13 protein-coding genes are annotated in these 18,158 nt (G+C 60.6%); 6 read left to right on the top strand and 7 right to left on the bottom strand.

Annotated elements, in window-relative coordinates; genetic code table 11:
* Positions 1 to 130: 130 nt before the first annotated feature.
* From LPB405_RS07335 to hemE, 4 genes are all read right to left on the bottom strand, one after another.
* On the bottom strand, positions 131 to 1,570 hold the full coding sequence (locus LPB405_RS07335; protein WP_219100973.1) for a ferrochelatase: 1,440 nt from the start codon (positions 1,568 to 1,570) through the stop codon (positions 131 to 133).
* Positions 1,567 to 2,388 carry a hydrogen peroxide-dependent heme synthase gene (gene hemQ / locus LPB405_RS07330; RefSeq protein ID WP_070507612.1) on the bottom strand — a complete coding sequence of 274 codons (822 nt, stop codon included), beginning with the start codon at positions 2,386 to 2,388 and terminating at the stop codon, positions 1,567 to 1,569. The genes LPB405_RS07335 and hemQ overlap by 4 nt, the downstream gene beginning before the upstream one ends.
* Before the next feature lie 117 nt (positions 2,389 to 2,505).
* The gene (hemG, locus tag LPB405_RS07325; protein WP_219100972.1) at positions 2,506 to 4,056 is read right to left on the bottom strand and encodes a protoporphyrinogen oxidase; all 1,551 of its coding nucleotides are present in this window, start codon (positions 4,054 to 4,056) and stop codon (positions 2,506 to 2,508) included.
* Positions 4,057 to 4,186: 130 nt separating this feature from the next.
* Complete coding sequence (hemE, locus tag LPB405_RS07320) at positions 4,187 to 5,383, bottom strand: uroporphyrinogen decarboxylase (protein WP_219100971.1); 1,197 nt, start codon at positions 5,381 to 5,383, stop codon at positions 4,187 to 4,189.
* 222 nt (positions 5,384 to 5,605) lie between these two features.
* Between hemE and LPB405_RS07315 the strand changes: the two genes are divergently transcribed.
* From LPB405_RS07315 to LPB405_RS07295, 5 genes are all read left to right on the top strand, one after another.
* Positions 5,606 to 6,868: a glutamyl-tRNA reductase gene (locus LPB405_RS07315; RefSeq protein WP_219100970.1), complete on the top strand. Its 1,263-nt coding sequence runs from the start codon at positions 5,606 to 5,608 to the stop codon at positions 6,866 to 6,868.
* A gap of 200 nt (positions 6,869 to 7,068) precedes the next feature.
* Positions 7,069 to 7,296, top strand: coding sequence for a DUF3107 domain-containing protein (locus tag LPB405_RS07310; RefSeq protein WP_219100969.1), 228 nt, complete (start codon positions 7,069 to 7,071; stop codon positions 7,294 to 7,296).
* Positions 7,297 to 7,827: 531 nt separating this feature from the next.
* Positions 7,828 to 9,555 carry a DEAD/DEAH box helicase gene (locus tag LPB405_RS07305; protein WP_219100968.1) on the top strand — a complete coding sequence of 576 codons (1,728 nt, stop codon included), beginning with the start codon at positions 7,828 to 7,830 and terminating at the stop codon, positions 9,553 to 9,555.
* 8 nt (positions 9,556 to 9,563) lie between these two features.
* Complete coding sequence (locus tag LPB405_RS07300) at positions 9,564 to 10,829, top strand: DNA-methyltransferase (protein ID WP_219100967.1); 1,266 nt, start codon at positions 9,564 to 9,566, stop codon at positions 10,827 to 10,829.
* 637 nt (positions 10,830 to 11,466) lie between these two features.
* Entirely contained in the window at positions 11,467 to 13,131 is a 1,665-nt protein-coding gene (locus LPB405_RS07295; protein ID WP_257604890.1) for a transcriptional initiation protein Tat, read from the top strand.
* A 53-nt stretch (positions 13,132 to 13,184) separates the two neighbouring features.
* Here LPB405_RS07295 and LPB405_RS07290 read toward each other — a convergent pair whose 3' ends face one another.
* Together LPB405_RS07290 and LPB405_RS07285 are read right to left on the bottom strand one after the other, a co-directional pair.
* Entirely contained in the window at positions 13,185 to 14,012 is an 828-nt protein-coding gene (locus tag LPB405_RS07290) for an S-layer homology domain-containing protein (RefSeq protein ID WP_246823834.1), read from the bottom strand.
* Positions 14,013 to 14,191: 179 nt separating this feature from the next.
* Positions 14,192 to 15,160, bottom strand: coding sequence for a PHP domain-containing protein (locus LPB405_RS07285; RefSeq protein WP_219100965.1), 969 nt, complete (start codon positions 15,158 to 15,160; stop codon positions 14,192 to 14,194).
* Between the two features lie 216 nt (positions 15,161 to 15,376).
* Between LPB405_RS07285 and LPB405_RS07280 the strand changes: the two genes are divergently transcribed.
* The gene (locus LPB405_RS07280) at positions 15,377 to 16,906 is read left to right on the top strand and encodes an aminopeptidase P family protein (protein WP_219100963.1); all 1,530 of its coding nucleotides are present in this window, start codon (positions 15,377 to 15,379) and stop codon (positions 16,904 to 16,906) included.
* Positions 16,907 to 17,053: 147 nt separating this feature from the next.
* On the opposite strand, the gene LPB405_RS07275 is transcribed toward LPB405_RS07280, so the two are convergent.
* Positions 17,054 to 18,058 (bottom strand): hypothetical protein, encoded by a 1,005-nt coding sequence (locus LPB405_RS07275; protein WP_219100961.1) that lies wholly within the window; start codon positions 18,056 to 18,058, stop codon positions 17,054 to 17,056.
* Positions 18,059 to 18,158 lie beyond the last annotated feature (100 nt).

Below are 18,158 nucleotides of genomic sequence, written 5' to 3'. Positions count from 1 at the left end.
CTGTGTGTTTGCGACGCTGTGTGTTTGTCTAAATTCTGGGGGGGGGGTAGCCTGTAGGCACGTGCGCTCCGACCCGCCCGCACACCCCGGTCAGGGGGTGTTGGGGCGAGCCGGAGCTACAGGGGTGGTGTTAGTGGGAGCAGCATCCGCCGGAGCCGCATCCACCGGAGCGGCTAGCGGGAGCTTCCTCAGACCCGGCGGTATCAGCACCGGCTGCGTATTCGGCGATGACCGGCTTCGGTGCACCGCGACCGGGCTTGCAGCAGCCGGGGTCGCACTCGTCGAACCAGCCGTACTGACCGCTCGCGCTCGGGGCGAGGACGCTCTCACGTTCGGGGCGCAGGTCGGCTGAAACACCGTTCTCCACACGCTCCTCAATGAGGCGGCGCAGCGACTCCACGTACGCCGGATGCGTGCCGGGGGTGGGGGTGCGCACGGCAACCACGCCCAGGCGTTCGCAGGTGTCCAGCGCCTCGGTGTCCAGGTCCCACTTGACTTCCATGTGGTCGGAGACGAAGCCGAGGGGCACCAGCACGACGCCTTCCACGGGGGCTTCGCCGTCCTCCGCAGGGTTGGCGGGGGTGGGTAGCGCCTCCAGGGCGTCGTTGACGTCCGGTTCCAGCCACGGCATGGACGGCGGGCCGGAACGGGACTGGTACACCAGCTCCCATTCGACGTTTTGCAGAAGCTGCGGAGCCTCGTCGCGAACCAGCGAAAGCACGGCGCGGGCGACCTGCAGGTGCTTCTCCACGTAGGCGGAGCCGCCCTCGTAGTTCACGCCGCGCGGACCTGCCTCGTTCGCCGCGGAGGTCGGCACCGAGTGGGTGCAGAACATAATCCGCAGGCGCGGGTTCAGCGAACCGCTATCGCGTGCGGCGAGCTGCTCACGCACCGTGGCGAGGCCATCCTTCAGCCCGTCAGCGAAAGCGCGGGAGAAGCCGGGCACGTCGAAGAACTGGCGAATCTTGCCCACGTGCACGCGACCTTCCAGGCCGAGCTGCTCAATCGCCATGCCGTAGTCCTCACGGTACTGGCGGCAGCTCGAGTAGCCCGGGTAGGCGCTGGTCGCCAGCACGAGCACGTTGCGGTGGCCGTTCTCGTAGGCTTCGGCGAGTACGTCCTTCACGTAGGGCTTCCAGTTACGGTTCGCCCAGGTGATCGGGATGTGCGGGCCGCGCTCGGCGAGCGCCTGCTGCAGCGCGGCGAGCAGGGCACGGTTCTGCTCGTTAATGGGCGAGACGCCGCCGTTGGCGCGGTAGTGGGTGGCGACCTCTTCGAGGCGCTCATCCGGGATGCCGCGGCCAGCGGTTACGTTACGCAGGAACGGGATGACGTCCTCCTGCCCCTCGGGGCCACCGAAGGAGGAGAGAATCACCAGGTCGTAGGGGCGCACCTCTTCGACACGTTCACGGGTGATGCTACGTTCGCTTCGGTAGTCGCCGAGGGTCTGCTCGTTGAGCGCGGCGGGGCCGTTGGAGGCGGTGTTCGCCGGGTCGGTGCGGTTGGGTACCACGTCGTCCGGCAGGAGCGTGCCGTTGAGGGTTACGCCGTTGTTCGGCTGATGGCTCACGCCAGAACCTCTGCTACTTCGTCTGCGCCGATGCGGCGGCCGGTGTAGAAGGGGGTTTCCTCGCGCACGTGCAGGCGGGCCTCGGTGTTGCGGAAGTGGCGCATCATGTCGACGAGGTCAACGAGTTCGGGTGCTTCGAGGGCGAGGACCCACTCGTAGTCGTTCATGCCGAATGCTGCGACGGTGTTTGCCAGAACCTGCGGGAAGTCGATTGCCTTCATGCCGTGGTTCTTGAGCATTTCTGCGCGGCGTTCGGGGTTCATGTAGTACCAGTCGTAGGAGCGTACGAAGGGGTAGACGCAGACCCATGCTTCGGGTGCCTTGCCGCGTGCGTAGGCGGGTGCGTGGTTGCGGGTGAACTCTGCTTCGCGGTGTACGCCCATGGTGGACCAGACGATGGTGGTGCCTGCGAAGAGTGCGGTGCGGCGGATCTTGCGGACTGCTGCCTGCAGCTTTTCGGGGGTTGCGCCGTGGGTCCAGATCATGACGTCTGCGTTGTCGCGCATTGCGGAGACGTCGTAGATGCCGCGCAGGGTCACGCCCTCTGCTGCGAGCTGTTCTACGACCTTCTCGAACTCGGCGCGTGCCTCGTCGGTGTTGGACTCTGCGGGGCGTGCGCCGGAGCGTGCGAACACAGTGTACAGGGCGTAGTGCAGGGTTTCGCCTTCTTCGCGACCGCGGCGGTTCTCGTCAGCTGCGGAGTGCTGGACTGCGTAGCCCTTGGGTGCGCCGCCGTAGCCGTGGCCTGCGTGGGTGTAGCCGCCCTGACCTGCGCCGTGTGCGCCGCCGTGGCCGTGTGCTGCGTGATCGTGAGACATTGTGTGTTCCTTTCTTCAGCGAGGGTTCGCTGTGCTGGAGGCGCGGCTTCCGTAGCTGCGCGTTTTCTCAATTTTTTGGTCTAGTTACTGGCTGAGCTTCTGCCGCCGCTGCGCCGTCTACTTGGCGGTTGCGGCCTTGGGTGCGGTGACGCCTTCCCAGTCCTGTGCCGCGTGGTAGATGAGGCGGTCGATCTGTTCGTAGGTGTCTTTGACGGTTAAGACCAGGCCGGAGCCTGCCGCCCAGGAGCCGACGGTGCTGAGGGTTCCGAGTTCGCTGGCGCGTTCGCGGAATTCCTTGACTCGGTCGCGGTGGCCGGGGGTGGAGGCGGGTAGTACACCGCGCCAGCGTACGACGTCCGCGTCAACGAGGTTGTTGTGGGTGAGGGCTACGTCCATCATGCGGCTTGCGTCGCGCAGGGCGAGGGTGATGAGCTGCTCGTCTGCGAGGGCGACTTCGGAGAAGCGGGAGTCTTCGCCGCCGCGGCCGTAGGAGAGGCGCACAACGTGGCGTCCGGGGCCTGCGGCCTCGGCGACCCACTGCCATTTGGCGGTGGCGTGGGTGAGTGCCTTGGCGCGTACGGCGGTGGCTTCTTCGGAGACGAGCAGGCCGGTACCGCGGGGGTGCTTGTCCAAGGCGGGGGCATCAACGACGAGGGTGACGAGGGCGACTTCGGGGCCGGGTTCCAGGGCGGGTAGTGCGGTGGAGACGTGCGGGCCGATGAGTCGTGCCACGGTCGGGCCGTCGGTGGCGAGCACCAGGTAGTCGGCGTAGAGGGGGGTGTTTTCGCCGTCGGTGGTGTGGCGCTGGATGATGAACCACTGGCCGGTGGATTCGTCACGGTCAACGGCGATGACGTCGAATCCGGTGACGATGCGAACACCGGCGGCGTACAGGTCTTCGACGAGACGTTCGGAGAGCTGGTTCATGCCGCCCACAATACCGGCGACCTGTGAGCCTGCGGGGGCTGCCGAGCGGAAAGCGTGCGCTGCGGCGGCGAGGGAGCGGTGCTTGCGGAAGGCTTCGCGCAGACCGGGGATGGTCGCATCGACGTCGAGCTTATCGGGGTGGGTGGAGTACACGCCGGACACGACGGGTGCGACGAGGTTGTCGAGCACTTTCTGGCCCATGCGGATGCGCACGAGCTCACCGAGGGTCTTCGCGTTCTCGCCTGCGGAGACGGGCAGGAACTTGTCCACCTGGGCGCGGCGCAGACCGTTCTTACCGATGACGGGGATCAGCGACTTATCGTTCACATTGCCGGGGATGCCCATGATGCCGGTGCTGGGGGTGCGACGGGCGCCCTGCGGCAGGTACAGCCAGGAGCCGTAGGAGTTGGGGGTGACGATCTGGTCGCCCAGGCCGAGTTCCTTGACGAGGTCGCTGACAATGGGGCTGCGGGTTGCGAAGGATTCTGCGCCGGAGTCCAGCAGAAGGCCGCCAACTTCGTGGGCACCAACGGCACCGCCAAGGTGGTAACGCTGTTCGAGCAGGGTGACGCGCATACCGGCTGCGGCGAGGCGGCGTGCGGAGATCAGGCCGGAGGGGCCGCCGCCGATGACGATGACGGTGGGTGCCTTCTCGTTGCGGGTGAAAGCTCGTGCGTTCTGGGGCGCGGCGGAGGAACTGACCTGTGCGGTGCGGTACGGTGCCTGGTTGGTGTGGCCCATGGTGGTTCTCCTTTGGTCTGTCAGCGGGTCTGCCCGGTGGCGTTGTGCTCTATCAGCGTGTGCTGGGATTGGTGCTTTGGGGGCGGTATCCTGCGGTGCTGATATGTGTTAGCCCCGCGGGTCCGTCGCTTTAGTTCGCCGTTTTCTCGTGGATGTATGCCACGAGGTCGGTGAGCACCTGCGGGTCGGTGGTCGGGGGTACGCCGTGGCCGAGGTTGACCACGTGCGAGGGGGCGGCGTTGCCTTCTGCGAGGACCTCGTCTACGTGTGCGTAGAGGTTTTCGCTGCCTGCGGCGAGCAGTGCCGGGTCGATGTTGCCCTGCAGGGGTACGGCGCCGTTGAGCAGGGTATTCGCTGCCGAGAGCGGCAGGCGGTAGTCCACGCCGATGACGTCTGCGCCGGCTTCGTGCATGGCGGGCAGCAGGGCGGTGGTGCCGGTGCCGAAGTGGATGCGCGGCACACCGTATTCGCGCACCGCGTCGAGAGCGGTTGCGGAGTGCGCCTGCACGTAGCGGCGGTAGTCGCCTTCGCCGAGGGAACCAGCCCAGGAGTCAAAGAGCTGCACGGCGGATGCGCCAGCCTCGATCTGCGCGCGGAGGAACTGGCCTGCGGTGCGGGCTGCCCAGGCGGCGAGTTCGTGCCAGGCGGCGGGGTCGGCGTGCATCATGGTGCGCGGGCGCAGGTGGTCGCGGGAGGGGCCGCCTTCGACCATGTAGGCGGCGACGGTGAAGGGGGCTCCAGCGAAGCCTATGAGCGGGGTGTCGCCGAGCATTTCTACGGTGGCGGCGACGGCTTCGCGGATGGGGTCGAGGTCGCTGTCTTTGAGTTCGGGCAGGGCGCGCACCTCGTCGAGGGTGCGTACGGGCTGATCGAGCACGGGGCCCCTACCGGGCACGATGTCGACGTTGACGCCCGCGAGCTTCATGGGGATGACGATGTCGGAGAAGAAGATGCCGGCGTCGACCTTGTGGCGGCGGACGGGCTGCACGGTGATTTCTGCGGCGAGCTCGGGGGTGAGGCAGGCATCCAGCATGGGGATGCCTTCGCGTACCTGGCGGTATTCGGGCAGGGAGCGGCCTGCCTGGCGCATGAACCAGACGGGTCGGTGGCTGGAGGGGCGGCCGGTGAGGGCGCGGAGCATGGGCGAGTCGGCGGTGGTGCCTGCGCGCAGGGGGTGGTTGGCGGGTAGGTGTGCGAGCTGCTCGTCGGTGAGCAGGGGTCGCTGGGCGTCGGTGGGGTGTGCGGGCAGGGCGGGTGCCTGTGCGGTGCCCTGTGCCGACGCGGGGCCCTTTTCCGATGCGGGGGTGGTGTGCTGGTTTTCGCTCATAGTCTCTAGTGTGACAGGTTTATGTGGGCGTTTTTGCGACACTATGTCATGGTGACTCTTACCTAATGATGGCTTTCTTAGCAGTGAGGGACACCTTAGTTCATGCCTACTCTTCGTGCCCGCATCCCCCACCGCGCAGATTTTCTTGCCCCCTACGATGATGGAACTTAGGTTCTATGAGCTTTACAGGGGCTTAGTCGGCGTGGTTATGATTAATCTCTAGTGAGTACTTATGCATTTGTGGCATCGCACCACACCGTTGATCTGACCACCGTCGCTGCGTTGAGCGCCGGTGCCTCCGGCGTACCCGATGTTCTGGCGAGCGATATGGCGCGTCAGCTGGGTGTGAAGGGTGCAGTCGTTCTTGCCACCTGTAACCGTCTTGAAATGTATGTTCAGCTACACGTATCCGCGCATGTGCCTATGCTTCGTGAGCTGATTGTCGACTCTATTGCGCGCGCCTCCGGGCTAGACAAAGAACTGGTCAATTCCAGCTTCGATGTGTACGCCGATGATGAGGCCGCACGCCACCTGCTGACGGTCGCCTCCGGCCTGGAATCTGCCGTGGTTGGCGAGCGTGAAATCGCCGGTCAGGTGCGCCGCGCCCTGGCCGCCGCGCAGGCAAAGGCACAAGAGGACGGCGTGCCCCTTCCCGGTGAGCTGGTTCAGCTATTTGAGCATGCGGCGCATACCGCTCGTCAGGTGGGTCAGCATACGGCGCTTGGCGCTCAGGGCCGCTCGATTGTGTCTGTTGCCCTCGATCTTGCGGATGAGGTTGCCGAAAAGGATTGGGCAACCCGCCGCGCCCTGATTTTTGGTACGGGTGCTTACGCGGGCGCGACCATTGCGGCTCTGCGCGAGCGCGGTTGCACCGATATTTGGGTCAATTCCCGTTCAGGTCGTGCCGCCGAGTTCGCGGCAAAGCGCGAGGTTTCTGCGGTGCCGGTGGACGGCATGGAGCAGGCGATGGCTTCTGCCGACGTCATTATTGGTTGCTCCGGCGGCTCCGATCCGCTGCTTCCCGAGCAGATTCCGGGCGGTCACCACACGATCCTCGACCTGGCGCTTTCGCGTGACTTTGACCCCTCGGTCGCTGACCTGCCGAACGTTGAGCTGATCACCCTCGAATCGGTGCGCCTTGCCGCGCCCGAGGAAACCGAAGAGTCCGTGGCGACGGCTACGCGCATCGTGGAGTCTGAGCTTACGGCGTTCCTGTCTCGTCAGCGTTCCCGCACGATTGACTCCGCGATTGTTGCGTTGCGCTCGCACACCATGGACGTGCTGGATTCCGAGCTGGAGAAGGTGCGTAGCCAATTTGGTTGCGGTGCGGCGACGGAGCAGTTTGAGCTGGCGATGCGCCGCATGGTGAAGTCTCTGCTGCACACCCCGACGGTGCGCGCCAAGAAGCTTGCGGCTGAGGGCCGCACGGAGGATTACGTGCAGGCGCTGGAGACTCTCTACGGTATTCAGGTGGAGGACTCTTAAGAGCCTGCGCTCCCCCGCTCTTCCCGGCGTTTTCGCTCGCATTTTCACGCATCCGGCGGCGAGTATTTTATTAGCCCCCGGCGAAGTACCGCCCGTTCACGATGCCGACGGGCGCAATCGCGCTAGAGTAGAAGCTAAGTAAGGTAAGTTTCTTTCCGGGCGCGCGCATAGCGGCGCCGGACTATTCTGCGAGGAGACTCATGGAAATCAAGATTGGCGTTCGCCACATTGCTCGTGAAATTATTGTTGAGACCAGTGAGGCTAAGGAAATCCTCATGGAGAAGGTCTCGAAGGCTATTGAGGATGGCTCGCTGCTGCAGATTATGGACGATAAGGGCAACACCACCCTGATTTCTGGCGCTCAGATCGGCTACGTTGAGCTGGGCTCCGACGCTAAGCGTCACGTTGGTTTCGGTATCGGCGCCTAATTAGTTCGGTAGCTGTTTACCCTTTAGCTTGAGCTTTCCCCCGCATCCGCAATGATGCGTAACCGCGCTGTATGCGCTGTGTGCGTGCGCTGTATGCGCCGTACGGTTACGCCGTGCCGGATGCGGGGGTTTGCGTTTTAAACCGCCCGTGCGAAAACCTCGCGACACCCGGTTTTGGGGCGGTATATCGCCCATCACGGGCGCACACCACAACCGGTCGGGGGTGCGCCGGAAGCAAATCCGGGTTAATATTGAGGGGTTAAGTGAATGACCGGTCGTACCCCTTTCAAGACCCCGAGGCTGCACCGCCTTCTCATCATGAATAACCATGAGCACTAACCATGTGCATTGACCATGCGTGCAGGCGGCGTCTCGGCAAGAATTTCCCCTGTAAGAATTTCCCGTGTAAGAATTTCCCGCGGCCGGCTTTCGACGCCCGCCCGTCACCGCCTCCACCGTTGGGGCGCTGGCTGGCACACCCCCGTTACGGGGAGAAACACACCCCGAACAGGGGTAGAAAGATACGGTCCAGTGACTGAAACGAACACGCAGGAAACCACTCAGACTGCAAAGTCCTTCGCCGACTTCGGCGTTCGCCAGGATATTAGCGACGCCCTCGCGGCGGTTGGCATTACCTCTCCCTTCCCCATCCAGGAGCTGACTCTTCCCGTGGCTCTGTCTGGCCAGGACATCATTGGTCAGGCGAAGACCGGTACCGGTAAGACCCTCGGCTTCGGTCTGCCCACCATTCAGCGTGTGGTCGGCCGCGACGATGAGGGTTGGGCTGATTTGGAGTACCCCGGCGCACCTCAGGCGCTGATTCTGGTTCCGACCCGTGAGCTTGCCATTCAGGTGGGTGAGGACCTGGCGATTGCTGCGAAGCTGCGCAACGCCCGCGTCGCCACCCTGTACGGTGGTGTGCCGATTGAGCCTCAGGCTGAGCTGCTGCGCCGCGGCCTGGAGGTTGCGGTGGGTACCCCCGGCCGCATTATCGACCTGTACCAGCAGGGTTTCCTGAACCTGAAGCAGGTTAAGATCGTGGTCCTCGATGAGGCGGACGAGATGCTGGATTTGGGTTTCCAGCCGTCGGTTGAGAAGATTCTCAGCTACCTGCCGGAGGACCGCCAGAGCATGCTGTTCTCCGCAACCATGCCCGGCCCGGTCATTGCGATGGCACGCCAGTACATGACCAAGCCCATGCGCATTAGCGCCGCTGACCCCGAGGACGCCTCGAAGACTAAGGCGTCGATCCGCCAGGTCGTCTACCGTGCGCACCACCTGGACAAGGACGAGATGATTGGCCGCATTCTGCGCGCTACCGGCCGCGGCCGTACCGTCATCTTCACCAAGACCAAGCGTGACGCTGCCCGCGTGGCGGAGGAGCTGGTGAACCGTGGCTTCGCTGCCGCTCCCCTGCACGGTGACCTGAACCAGGTTGCGCGTGAGCAGGCGCTGAAGGCGTTCCGCTCCGGCAAGGTCGATATTCTGGTCGCGACCGACGTGGCGGCTCGCGGTATTGACGTTGAAGACGTGACCCACGTGATTAACCACCGTGTGCCCGAGGATGAGAAGACCTACCTGCACCGTACCGGCCGTACCGGCCGTGCGGGCAATGAGGGTACCGCTGTGACCCTGGTCGACTGGGATGACCTGCCGCGCTGGAAGGTCATTAACGACGCCCTGGAGCTGGGTGTTCCCGAGCCGGTTGAGACCTACTCTTCCTCTGAGCACCTGTTCTACGACCTGAACATTCCGCTTGGCACCAAGGGCCGTCTGCCGCGTGAGGAGCGTGTGGCTGAGGGCATGGGCGATGAGTTCTTTGAGAGCGCCCGTGATTCTCGTGATGGCCGCCCGGCTCGTTCTCGCGGTGGCCGCGACGGCGGTCGTTCTGGCGGTCGTGACGGTGAGAAGGGCTCGCGCCGTTCCCGCGGCTCCCGTGACGGTGGTCGTGAAGGTCGTTCCGGTGAGGGCCGCGGCGAGCGCCGTAGCCGCTCCGAGGGCCGCAAGCGCACTGAGCGTTCCGAGCGTGCAGAGCGTAACGAGCAGGGCGCATCCGAGCGTACCGAACGTTCTTCGGAGCGTTCTGAGCGTGCGCCTCGTCAGCGTCGCCGTACCCGCCGTGTTGAGGGTCAGCCGGTGGAGGGTGAGGGTCGCCGCCGCACCCGCCGCCGCTCTGAAGGCTCGCGTACTGAAGGCTCCCGTGCTGAGGGCTCTCGCGGTAAGGGCCGTGGCGCTGACCGTGCTGGTTCTGAAGGCTAGGGCCGGGGTTGGGTATTTCAGCATCCCCGGCGTCTGCCGCGCCCTCCCCTGCTGCTGAGGCGCACCCCGCGGATTCGGCTGTTTTCGATCCGCAGGGCCCGTCGCTGCTGGTGCAGGCAGATAACCTGGAGTATCTGCGTGAGCTGCCCGATGGTGCGTTCACCGTGATTTACATTGACCCGCCGTTCAATACGGGTAAGAAGCAGACGCGCCGCACCTTGAGCGCGGAGGCTTCTGAAAAGGGTGACCGCACCGGTTTTAAGGGCAAGAGCTATTCGAGCACCCTGCAGACTCTGGCGAGCTATAACGACTCGTTTGAGGATTATTGGGCGTTCCTAGCGCCGCGTATTGAGCAGGCGCATCGTCTGCTTGCGCAGGACGGCACCCTGTACCTGCACCTGGATTGGCGTGAGGTTCATTATGTGAAGATTATGTGCGACATGATTTTTGGTCGTGAGAACTTCATTAATGAGCTGATTTGGGCTTATGACTACGGTGCGAAGTCTACGCGCCGCTGGCCGACGAAGCACGACAATATTTTGGTGTACGCGAAGGATCACCGTAGCTATTACTTCAATACTGCGGAGGTTGATCGTGAACCGTATATGGCTCCCGGTTTGGTGACTGAGGAGAAGGCTTCTCGCGGTAAGCTCCCTACTGATGTGTGGTGGCATACTATTGTGTCGCCGACGGGTAAGGAGAAGACGGGGTATCCTACGCAGAAGCCTACGGGTTTGTTGCGTCGTATGATTGCGGCGAGTTCCCGCCCGGGTGATTGGGTGTTGGATTTCTTCGCTGGTTCTGGTTCTACGGGTGCGGCGGCAGCTCAGCTGGGTCGTAAGTTCGTGTGCGTGGATCAGAATCCGCCGGCTATTGAGGTGATGGCTAAGCGTCTGGGCGTGGATCCGGTGTCGTTCGCTGAGTATCGCGGTGTTCCGCGTGGGGCGAGTGTGTTGTTCACGCCGAAGCGTACGGTGGGTGTTCGTGGCGGTACGAGTCGTGATGCGTTGACGGCAGCGAGCCGTCATGCATTGAAGGCTGTGTTGGATACGCTCACGGAGACTACGCAGCCGGCTGAGGGCGCGTCCTGCCGGTTTGTGCGTCACCGGTCAATGGATGCGGTGGATAAGAAGATGCGTATTGATGGGCGTGATGAGTTGCGTCGTCAGCGTCAGCATCAGGCGCGGGCTAAGGCTCGTGCGGCGCGGGCTCAGCGGGATGCGGTTGCTGCGGGTGCGGTGTTGCAGCATCATGCTTCGCGTGAGAGCGTCTAGGCTGTCTTTTCTGCGCGTCCGTGAGAGCACGTGTTAAGAGTGTGGGGCGGGTTCCTAATCAAGGAACCCGCCCCACACTCTTTTGCGTTGCCCTAGTGTTCTGTTCTAAAGTGCTTTCTCTTTATAAATGCTTTAGATGCGCTTCGAGTATCAGCTATGCGCAACAGCTCAATAGCCTGTATATGAGTGGCTTGAATTGTCATGCATCGAACCACAGTTCGTCAACAGTCGCAACGTCGCTAGGTAAATACGTTCGGCCATCCTCAGTAAATTTCAGCCAGGCATATGCCCGATGTAACTCTGAACTGTAGGGGAGGCTATGGCGATATTCCTGCCAAAGAGATTCCAAAATTATGCTTTGTATTTCTTTTTAGTTTTAATTTAATGTTAAAAATCTTTAAAGTAATAGATTTTATAGGCTTCATTAATATATTGAAAAAAATTGAAATATTTACATGAAACTTGAAACGAATTTATGTAAAAATCATAAAATTTCTTGCAAAGGGAAGAAAAAGTGATACACACTAGAGGCATCTTCTGCAGCGCAGCACGGTGCTACGTGCAGAAGGTATCCGTCCACTAACATCACTTCGTCGTGATGAAGGGCAAATAATTCACTCACCTCTAGGAGACATCGATGTCTGAATATCATGCGCCATCGCGGCGCGCCCTTTTGGTAGGAGGAGCTCTTGCCGCAACCACTGCAGGAGTCTCAGCTTTCTCCCCAGCCCATGCGGAGCAAGCAAATAAGCCCGAGGAGTTTATGACTCCTGCCCCGGAATGGGTAGAGAATCCAACGAAGCGGCTAGACGAGTTCCGTACGCGTCTGCAATACCTCACGTACACTACCGAAGCGAGGGCACGCACAGTCCATAATCTTGCGAAGAACGGCCTTCACGTTAATGTTCTGGATTACTGCGTAGACCCCACGGGTGTAGAAGACTGCACCGATCAGCTGAATATGCTGGCGGAGCGGCTCTATTGGCTCGGTGGAGGGTCAATTGAGCTACCTGCCGGTATTTACAAGGTGTCGCACCCCTTCATTCACTTGCTCGATAAGGTGGAGTTTTTCGGTCATGGAATGTCCACCCGAATTATTGCGACGCCCACAGATAAGCTTGATGAAGCAGTTCGTGAAAATCGAGATGAATGTTTCGGTGTTTTCCATACGGGAACTTATCAGGAGCGGACATCTATGAAGGTGACAGATAACCGTCCGATGCGTTTCGGAGTGCGTGATATGTGGATTCGCACGAGCCCTCAAAAAGGGCATATCAACGTAGATCAACTTAGGGATAATACGCATACTAGGGCACCGCTAGCCCATGTGGCAGGGGTTATTCTGCATACTGAGTTTAGGGGTAAGCCTAATGACCCTGAGGCTGTTCCTTCCCTCTCTAACCTAGAAATTTGGGATGTAGATATGGGCGTTGCGATTTTGGGGCTTCATGACCGAGGTATGAAAGTCGATAAAATCCGTGTCCGTAAGTCTTTGCGTCAAGGCTTGCTGGTTGGCAAACCTGTCGGTCATCCGTTACGCCGCAAAGATGGCAATAATCCTGGTGGCGCAGATAATAAGTTCCTTACAGTAGATATCTCTGATGCCAACCTTTCAGGGAAAAACTACGCCGGAATTGAAATCTATGCCTCCCAATGCAAATTTTTTGGGTCAACCAGCTGGTACAACCGCCGATCCGTGCTACAAAATTCTATCTACGTAACACGGAAAAAGGACCAGTCCGACGATCAATACACCGCCAAAGCCGGTGCTGGATGGTATGTTGCTGGAACGCGTAACCTCTTTCAAGGATGCACGGCCCAAGAGAATGGCGGCCACGGATGGTTTGCCCTAATGCCGCGGAATAACTATGTGGGCTGTATCGGTGAATCCTCCAGCTGGCATGACGCAGTCTCAGATAAAGCACATAACCACGAGGCAGCGAACTGGTATATCAGCTCGTGGGCTAGCGACTGCACTTTCACGGGAGTACGCTCAGACAACCCCTACGGGCCAAGCCAAGAAGTACCCCTAGAAAGAATCCTCGCTTCACTGTGGGGCTTCTATCTTGAAGGTAGTGTTAGGCGTTTGAATATTATTGGAGCAAACGCATACGACGAATGCCACATGGACTACGAAGACAATAACAAACCTAAACCCAAGGTTCTGAACGATAAATGGAAGTTTTCTATTAAAAATTCCCTGAACCCACCCTACAAGATTGAAATTAATCAGTATGTCTATAAATCTACTGAGACTCCAGTGGGAACTTCCAATAAAAAAGAATATATAGTTGTGGAATAAATTCATAAACATATCCCCGCTTATGTATTGATACATAAGCGGGGATACGTTTCTTATTTAAATTTGAAAGATTTATCTGCCAGACGAATCACTTCAAAGGCCTGCTCATACGTAGCGTAAGTCAACCACTCAAATTCATCATTAGGTGATACGATACCATGCTGTCGATACGATACGTTCTCGACAGAATCTTTATTATTTGGATTCTGAAGACCATAGTATAACCAGGTGTATGCCTTATGAAGCTCCGAATTATAGGGCATATTCGGCCATTTTTCCTTCCAAGGAGTATATAGGAAATAGGCATTAGGATCGTCTACTTCTACCGTTACGTTTGGACTACCCGCCAATCGATACACCATCAAGGCAGTAGCAGCCTCACTAGCAGGGGTATCGTAATGGAAATTCCCATCACTCCAACCCCAGGTAATGCCCCGCTGACGAGCCCACATCACCACGGGAAAACGCGGATCATCAGTCTTAATATCACCATACGGAGACTGAGCCGGAAGATTCTTCACTTCGGGAGAACCTGACAGACGGTATAGATACTCCACAAACTGGCCGCGAGAAATAACACTATCTTTCTTGACCATTTTGTACTTCTGACGCTCAGAAATCAGACCAACACACTGTGCCCAACTAAAGATAACGCGACGCCCCAACTCGCCATCTTGCCGATAATACTCATATTCTGCGCGGTCGTTACAGGTCACTGCCGGTTCGTCCGGTTGCACAATAGGGGTCACCTCGTGAGGCTTCAAATGCCCGGTGGCATACGCCGGAACACTGCCGCACACCATGGCGCCAGCCAGCAGTACCGTGCCGCCAGCCTGGATAGCCCGCTTCGTAGGACGGGCGAATAATTGTCGAAGCATCATAGCTCCTTCAAAATAAGAGGGGAGGCACAATCTTTGTGCACCCCAATGAGTAGAACGTTCTCAGCGTATCAAAAATCCTAACCTTCAGGTAGAGATTTAGAGAATATGCAATGAGGTGAAAACAAAAGAGTGTGGGGCGGGTTCCTAATCGGGAACCCGCCCCACACTCTTTCGTCTTACTACTGGGCCGCCAGCTGCTCGCGGATACGCGCCACCGTCACCGCATCCGTCGTATTCTCACCCAGCAGGTTCGGCTTACCCGCACCGTGATAATCACTCGAACCCGTCACCAGCACCTCACGGCCCGCCGCACGCTGACGCTCAATGAACTCCAGCAGACGCGCCCGGTCCTCCGGGGAGTTCTCACGGTGATACACCTCCACGCCCGCCAGGCCAGCATCCACCATCAAACCCAGGTACTCCAGGCTCAACGCGGGTCCACGCATCGTACTCATCGGATGCGCAATCACCGGCACGCCCCCAGCCTCACGCACCAGACGCACCGCCTCCAACGGGTCCAGCGCATCCTGCGGCACATAGTAGGGGCTGCCCGTGTACAGCAGCTTCGCAAAAGCCTCAGAACGGTCAGCAACCACACCGGCAGCAACCAGCGCATCAGCAATATGGGGGCGGCCCACCGCCGTGTTCCCCTCCCCCACCTGCGCCAACACGTCATCCCAGGTCAGCGGGTAGTCGGCGGCAAGACGGCCCACAATAGCCTGCGCACGGCCCTCACGGCTGGCGCGAATCGCCTCCACACGGCGCGCCAACTCCGAACCCACCGGGTCAAAACCATAAGCGAGCAGATGAATGGTCTTCGTGCGTGCGCGGCCCTCACCGTCGGTGTACCGGTAACGGCAGGAGAACTCGGCACCCGGCAGAAAATCCAGACCGTGCTCATCCGCCAGCTGAGCCGCCTGCGCCCAACCAGCCGTCGTATCGTGATCTGTCAGCGCAAATCCAGCCAACCCGGCGCGAGCAATCAGCGGCACCAGCTCGGTCAGGCTCTGCGTGCCGTCAGAAATAGCGGAGTGAATATGCAGATCGTAACGCCCGGCACGGTTCAGGTTTTCAGGCGCGCCCGATTCAGCGGGCTGCGGTGCCTGCTGCGCATTAGGTGCACTATTTCGGTGTTCTGTCTGCGTCATATTCTCTCCTTCCCCGCCCCTGCTAGTTCGTCGCCACCTCAGCGGGGTTTTAAGGCATGTCATCTACTCTTCTGATTCAACCCTACCAATATCGGCGGCGCAATATCAGGCACCCGGTCGCAAGTCAAAGATATATTCTGTCCCACTGCACCCTCTCTTATGGTCAAAAGCGCTAAAACATCTGCCCACCTGTAATGAAGAGGCTATGATTAACCCATGACTGAGAACAACGAGAAGAGCACCGAAGCTCAGAAGACTGACCACCGCAGCACCCCCAAGGCGTCTGCGTTCACCGAATTCATTGCCGCAAACTGGGCACCTGCCGAAGATGACGGCTACACCCGCGAGCCCGTAGCAGACTACGCCGCTGAGCGCCGCGCCAAGATCTCCAAGGCATTCCCCGGCGAGCGCCTCGTCCTGCCCGCAGGCCCGCTGAAGGTCCGCTCCAACGACTGCGACTACCGCTTCCGCCCCCACTCGGCGTTTGCGCACCAGACCGGTCTGGGCATCGACCACGAGCCTGACGCTGTGCTGATCTTCGAGCCCGTCGAAGAGGGTACCGGCGACAACGGCTCCAACCACGAGGTCACCCTGTACTTCCGCCCGCTGGCTGGCCGCGACACCGCAGAGTTCTACGCGGATGCACGCTACGGCGAGTTCTGGGTTGGCCCCCGCCCCACCCTGAAGGAGTTCTCCGAGCGTTACGGTCTGCGTACCCGCGACCTGTCCGAGCTTGAGGTTGCTATCACCAAGAACGCCGGCAACCAGGGCCTGGGCGGCGTGAACATCCGCCTGGTCCGCAACGTTGACCCGGCTGTTGACGCGCTGGTTGACACCTCCCGCTACAACACCGGCGTGGAGCTGGAGCAGGCTGACAAGCTGGACTCCGAACTGGCTGTGGCGCTCTCCGAGGCTCGCCTGCTTAAGGACGCTATCGAGGTTGAGAACCTGCAGCGTTCCGTTGACATGACCGTCAAGGGCTTCGAAGAGGTCATTCGCTCCCTGCCGAAGGCTAAGGAGCACCACCGCGGTGAGCGCGTCGTTGAGACTGCGTTCTTCTCCGTGGCACGTACCGACGGTAACGACCTGGGCTACGACACCATCGCAGCGTGCGGTAACAACGCAACCATCCTGCACTGGATTCGCAACAACGGCACCGTCGACGACGGCAAGCTGCTGTTGCTGGACGCAGGCGTTGAGGACGACACCCTGTACACCGCAGACGTGACCCGCACCTTCCCCGTGAACGGTAAGTTCACCGAGGTTCAGGCGAAGGTCTACAACGCTGTGTTGGAGGCTGCTGACGCCGCATTCGCTGTGGCTAAGCCGGGCCGTAAGTTCCACGAACTGCACGACGCCGCGATGGAGGTTCTGGCTCACCGTCTGGAAGAGTGGGGCCTGCTGCCGGTTTCTGCCGAGGTTTCCCTCACCATTGAGGGCGGTCAGCACCGCCGCTGGATGCCGCACGGCACCAGCCACCACCTGGGCCTGGACGTGCACGACTGCGCGCAGGCAAAGGCTGAACTGTACATGTGGGCTGAGCTGGAGCCGGGCATGGTCTTCACCATTGAGCCGGCGCTGTACTTCAAGGAAGAGGACATGTCCATTCCCGAGGAGTACCGCGGTATCGGCATCCGCCTGGAGGACGACGTGCTCTGCACCGAGGACGGCAACGTGAACCTCTCCGCTGCACTGCCGCGCACCGTTGAGGGCATTGAGGAGTGGATGGCGAAGCTGGCGAAGTAAGCCTGACTCTTCACGCCACTAACACCGGTTAGTGCCGGTTGTATGTGCATAGCGAAAGCCCCTCACCGATTCGTTCGGTGAGGGGCTTTCGCGTGTCTTCTATGCTGCGTACCTTCTATGTCTGTTTCCCGCCGTTGTGCCTTACGGCTATTCAGAGTCCTTCGCTGAATTATCGTGCGAGGACTTATCGTGCAGGCCCTGCGGGCGCGGAGTCGGACGCTGCGGCTTGGGCTGAATCAGCTTCGCGTATTCTTCCGGGTCGTCCACGCGCAGACCGTACCGCTGTGCCGGGCGCTTCTGCGTATCTGACTTCTGACCGCTTGCCTGTTCAGCGCTTGCCTGTTCTGCAGGCTGAGTGGACTGTGCAGCCTGTGCGGACGGGGCGGGCTGAGTGGGGGCAACCGGTGCCGGCATGTTCTGCGCTGCACTCTGAGCCACCGCGTTCTGCGCGGTCGTATCACGCTCGGGTAGGTTCTGGTTCGGCGCCGGCTGGCTACCCGCCTGCGCACGGTACGAGGGAGCCTTCGGAGCGCCAGTCGGAACCGGTGCGCCATTCATCGAAACGGTGCTCTGAGCGGCACGAGCCTGCGAAGCTTCCGGAGCAGCCGCCGCACGCGCAGCCGCAACCGCCGCCGAGAAGCGAGGATGCGCGCCCAGCACGCGGCGTGCATCCTGAGCGTACTCCGGCAGGGCGTACATCACGGTACGCGAGGGAATCGCCTCGGTACGCATCGGGTAACGAACACCCCTGCCGCGGCGCAGGATGAACATCTGCCACAGCACAAACACCACCACCGACAGCGGCACGTACTTTAGCGCCACCGACGTAAAAGAGTCACCGGTCAGCGTCAACAGCACCGAAAACACCAGGCCCATCGACGCGCCCTGAATCGCCGAAGAAATCAAGGCACGACCGTAACCAGTCTGTACCGGGTACTCCACCTGGCGGATGCCGTCGTTGACCAGGTACAGCGCCGTGACCGGATAATCCTGCTCGCTGAGCACGTCAAAAGCGGCGAGCGCATCATCGTGACGCACGAAGGAGGCGATCGCCTCACCGGCGGGCAGGGGCTTGCCTTGAGCCTGCGCCAGGCGCGAGGCAACGAAAGAAGAAGTCGGGGTCGAGGGAATATTCGGCAGGTTAGAAGTCATGGCTTCTATTCTACCGCCCGCCCCAACCCTGGACCCGGTGGGCGGTCAGCTCCTCTACAGGCGTAGCGAGCACCTGTTCAATTAGGCTTCTCAAAGTGCG

This window comes from Rothia mucilaginosa (assembly GCF_019334805.1).
In the GTDB taxonomy this organism is placed as follows: Bacteria; Actinomycetota; Actinomycetes; order Actinomycetales; family Micrococcaceae; genus Rothia; species Rothia mucilaginosa_C.
The sequence above is the reverse complement of the archived record's forward strand: the minus strand, read 5'-3'. Positions and strand labels throughout refer to the sequence as shown.

Bases quoted from the DNA above. Each gene is read 5' to 3' on its own strand.
- hemE (WP_219100971.1), bottom strand. From the start codon at position 5,383: ATGAGCGAAAACCAGCACACCACCCCCGCATCGGAAAAGGGCCCCGCG.
- hemG (WP_219100972.1), bottom strand. From the start codon at position 4,056: ATGGGCCACACCAACCAGGCACCGTACCGCACCGCACAGGTCAGTTCC.
- LPB405_RS07290 (WP_246823834.1), bottom strand. From the start codon at position 14,012: ATGATGCTTCGACAATTATTCGCCCGTCCTACGAAGCGGGCTATCCAG.
- LPB405_RS07295 (WP_257604890.1), top strand. From the start codon at position 11,467: ATGTCTGAATATCATGCGCCATCGCGGCGCGCCCTTTTGGTAGGAGGA.
- LPB405_RS07275 (WP_219100961.1), bottom strand. From the start codon at position 18,058: ATGACTTCTAACCTGCCGAATATTCCCTCGACCCCGACTTCTTCTTTC.
- LPB405_RS07310 (WP_219100969.1), top strand. From the start codon at position 7,069: ATGGAAATCAAGATTGGCGTTCGCCACATTGCTCGTGAAATTATTGTT.
- LPB405_RS07280 (WP_219100963.1), top strand. From the start codon at position 15,377: ATGACTGAGAACAACGAGAAGAGCACCGAAGCTCAGAAGACTGACCAC.
- hemQ (WP_070507612.1), bottom strand. From the start codon at position 2,388: ATGTCTCACGATCACGCAGCACACGGCCACGGCGGCGCACACGGCGCA.
- LPB405_RS07285 (WP_219100965.1), bottom strand. From the start codon at position 15,160: ATGACGCAGACAGAACACCGAAATAGTGCACCTAATGCGCAGCAGGCA.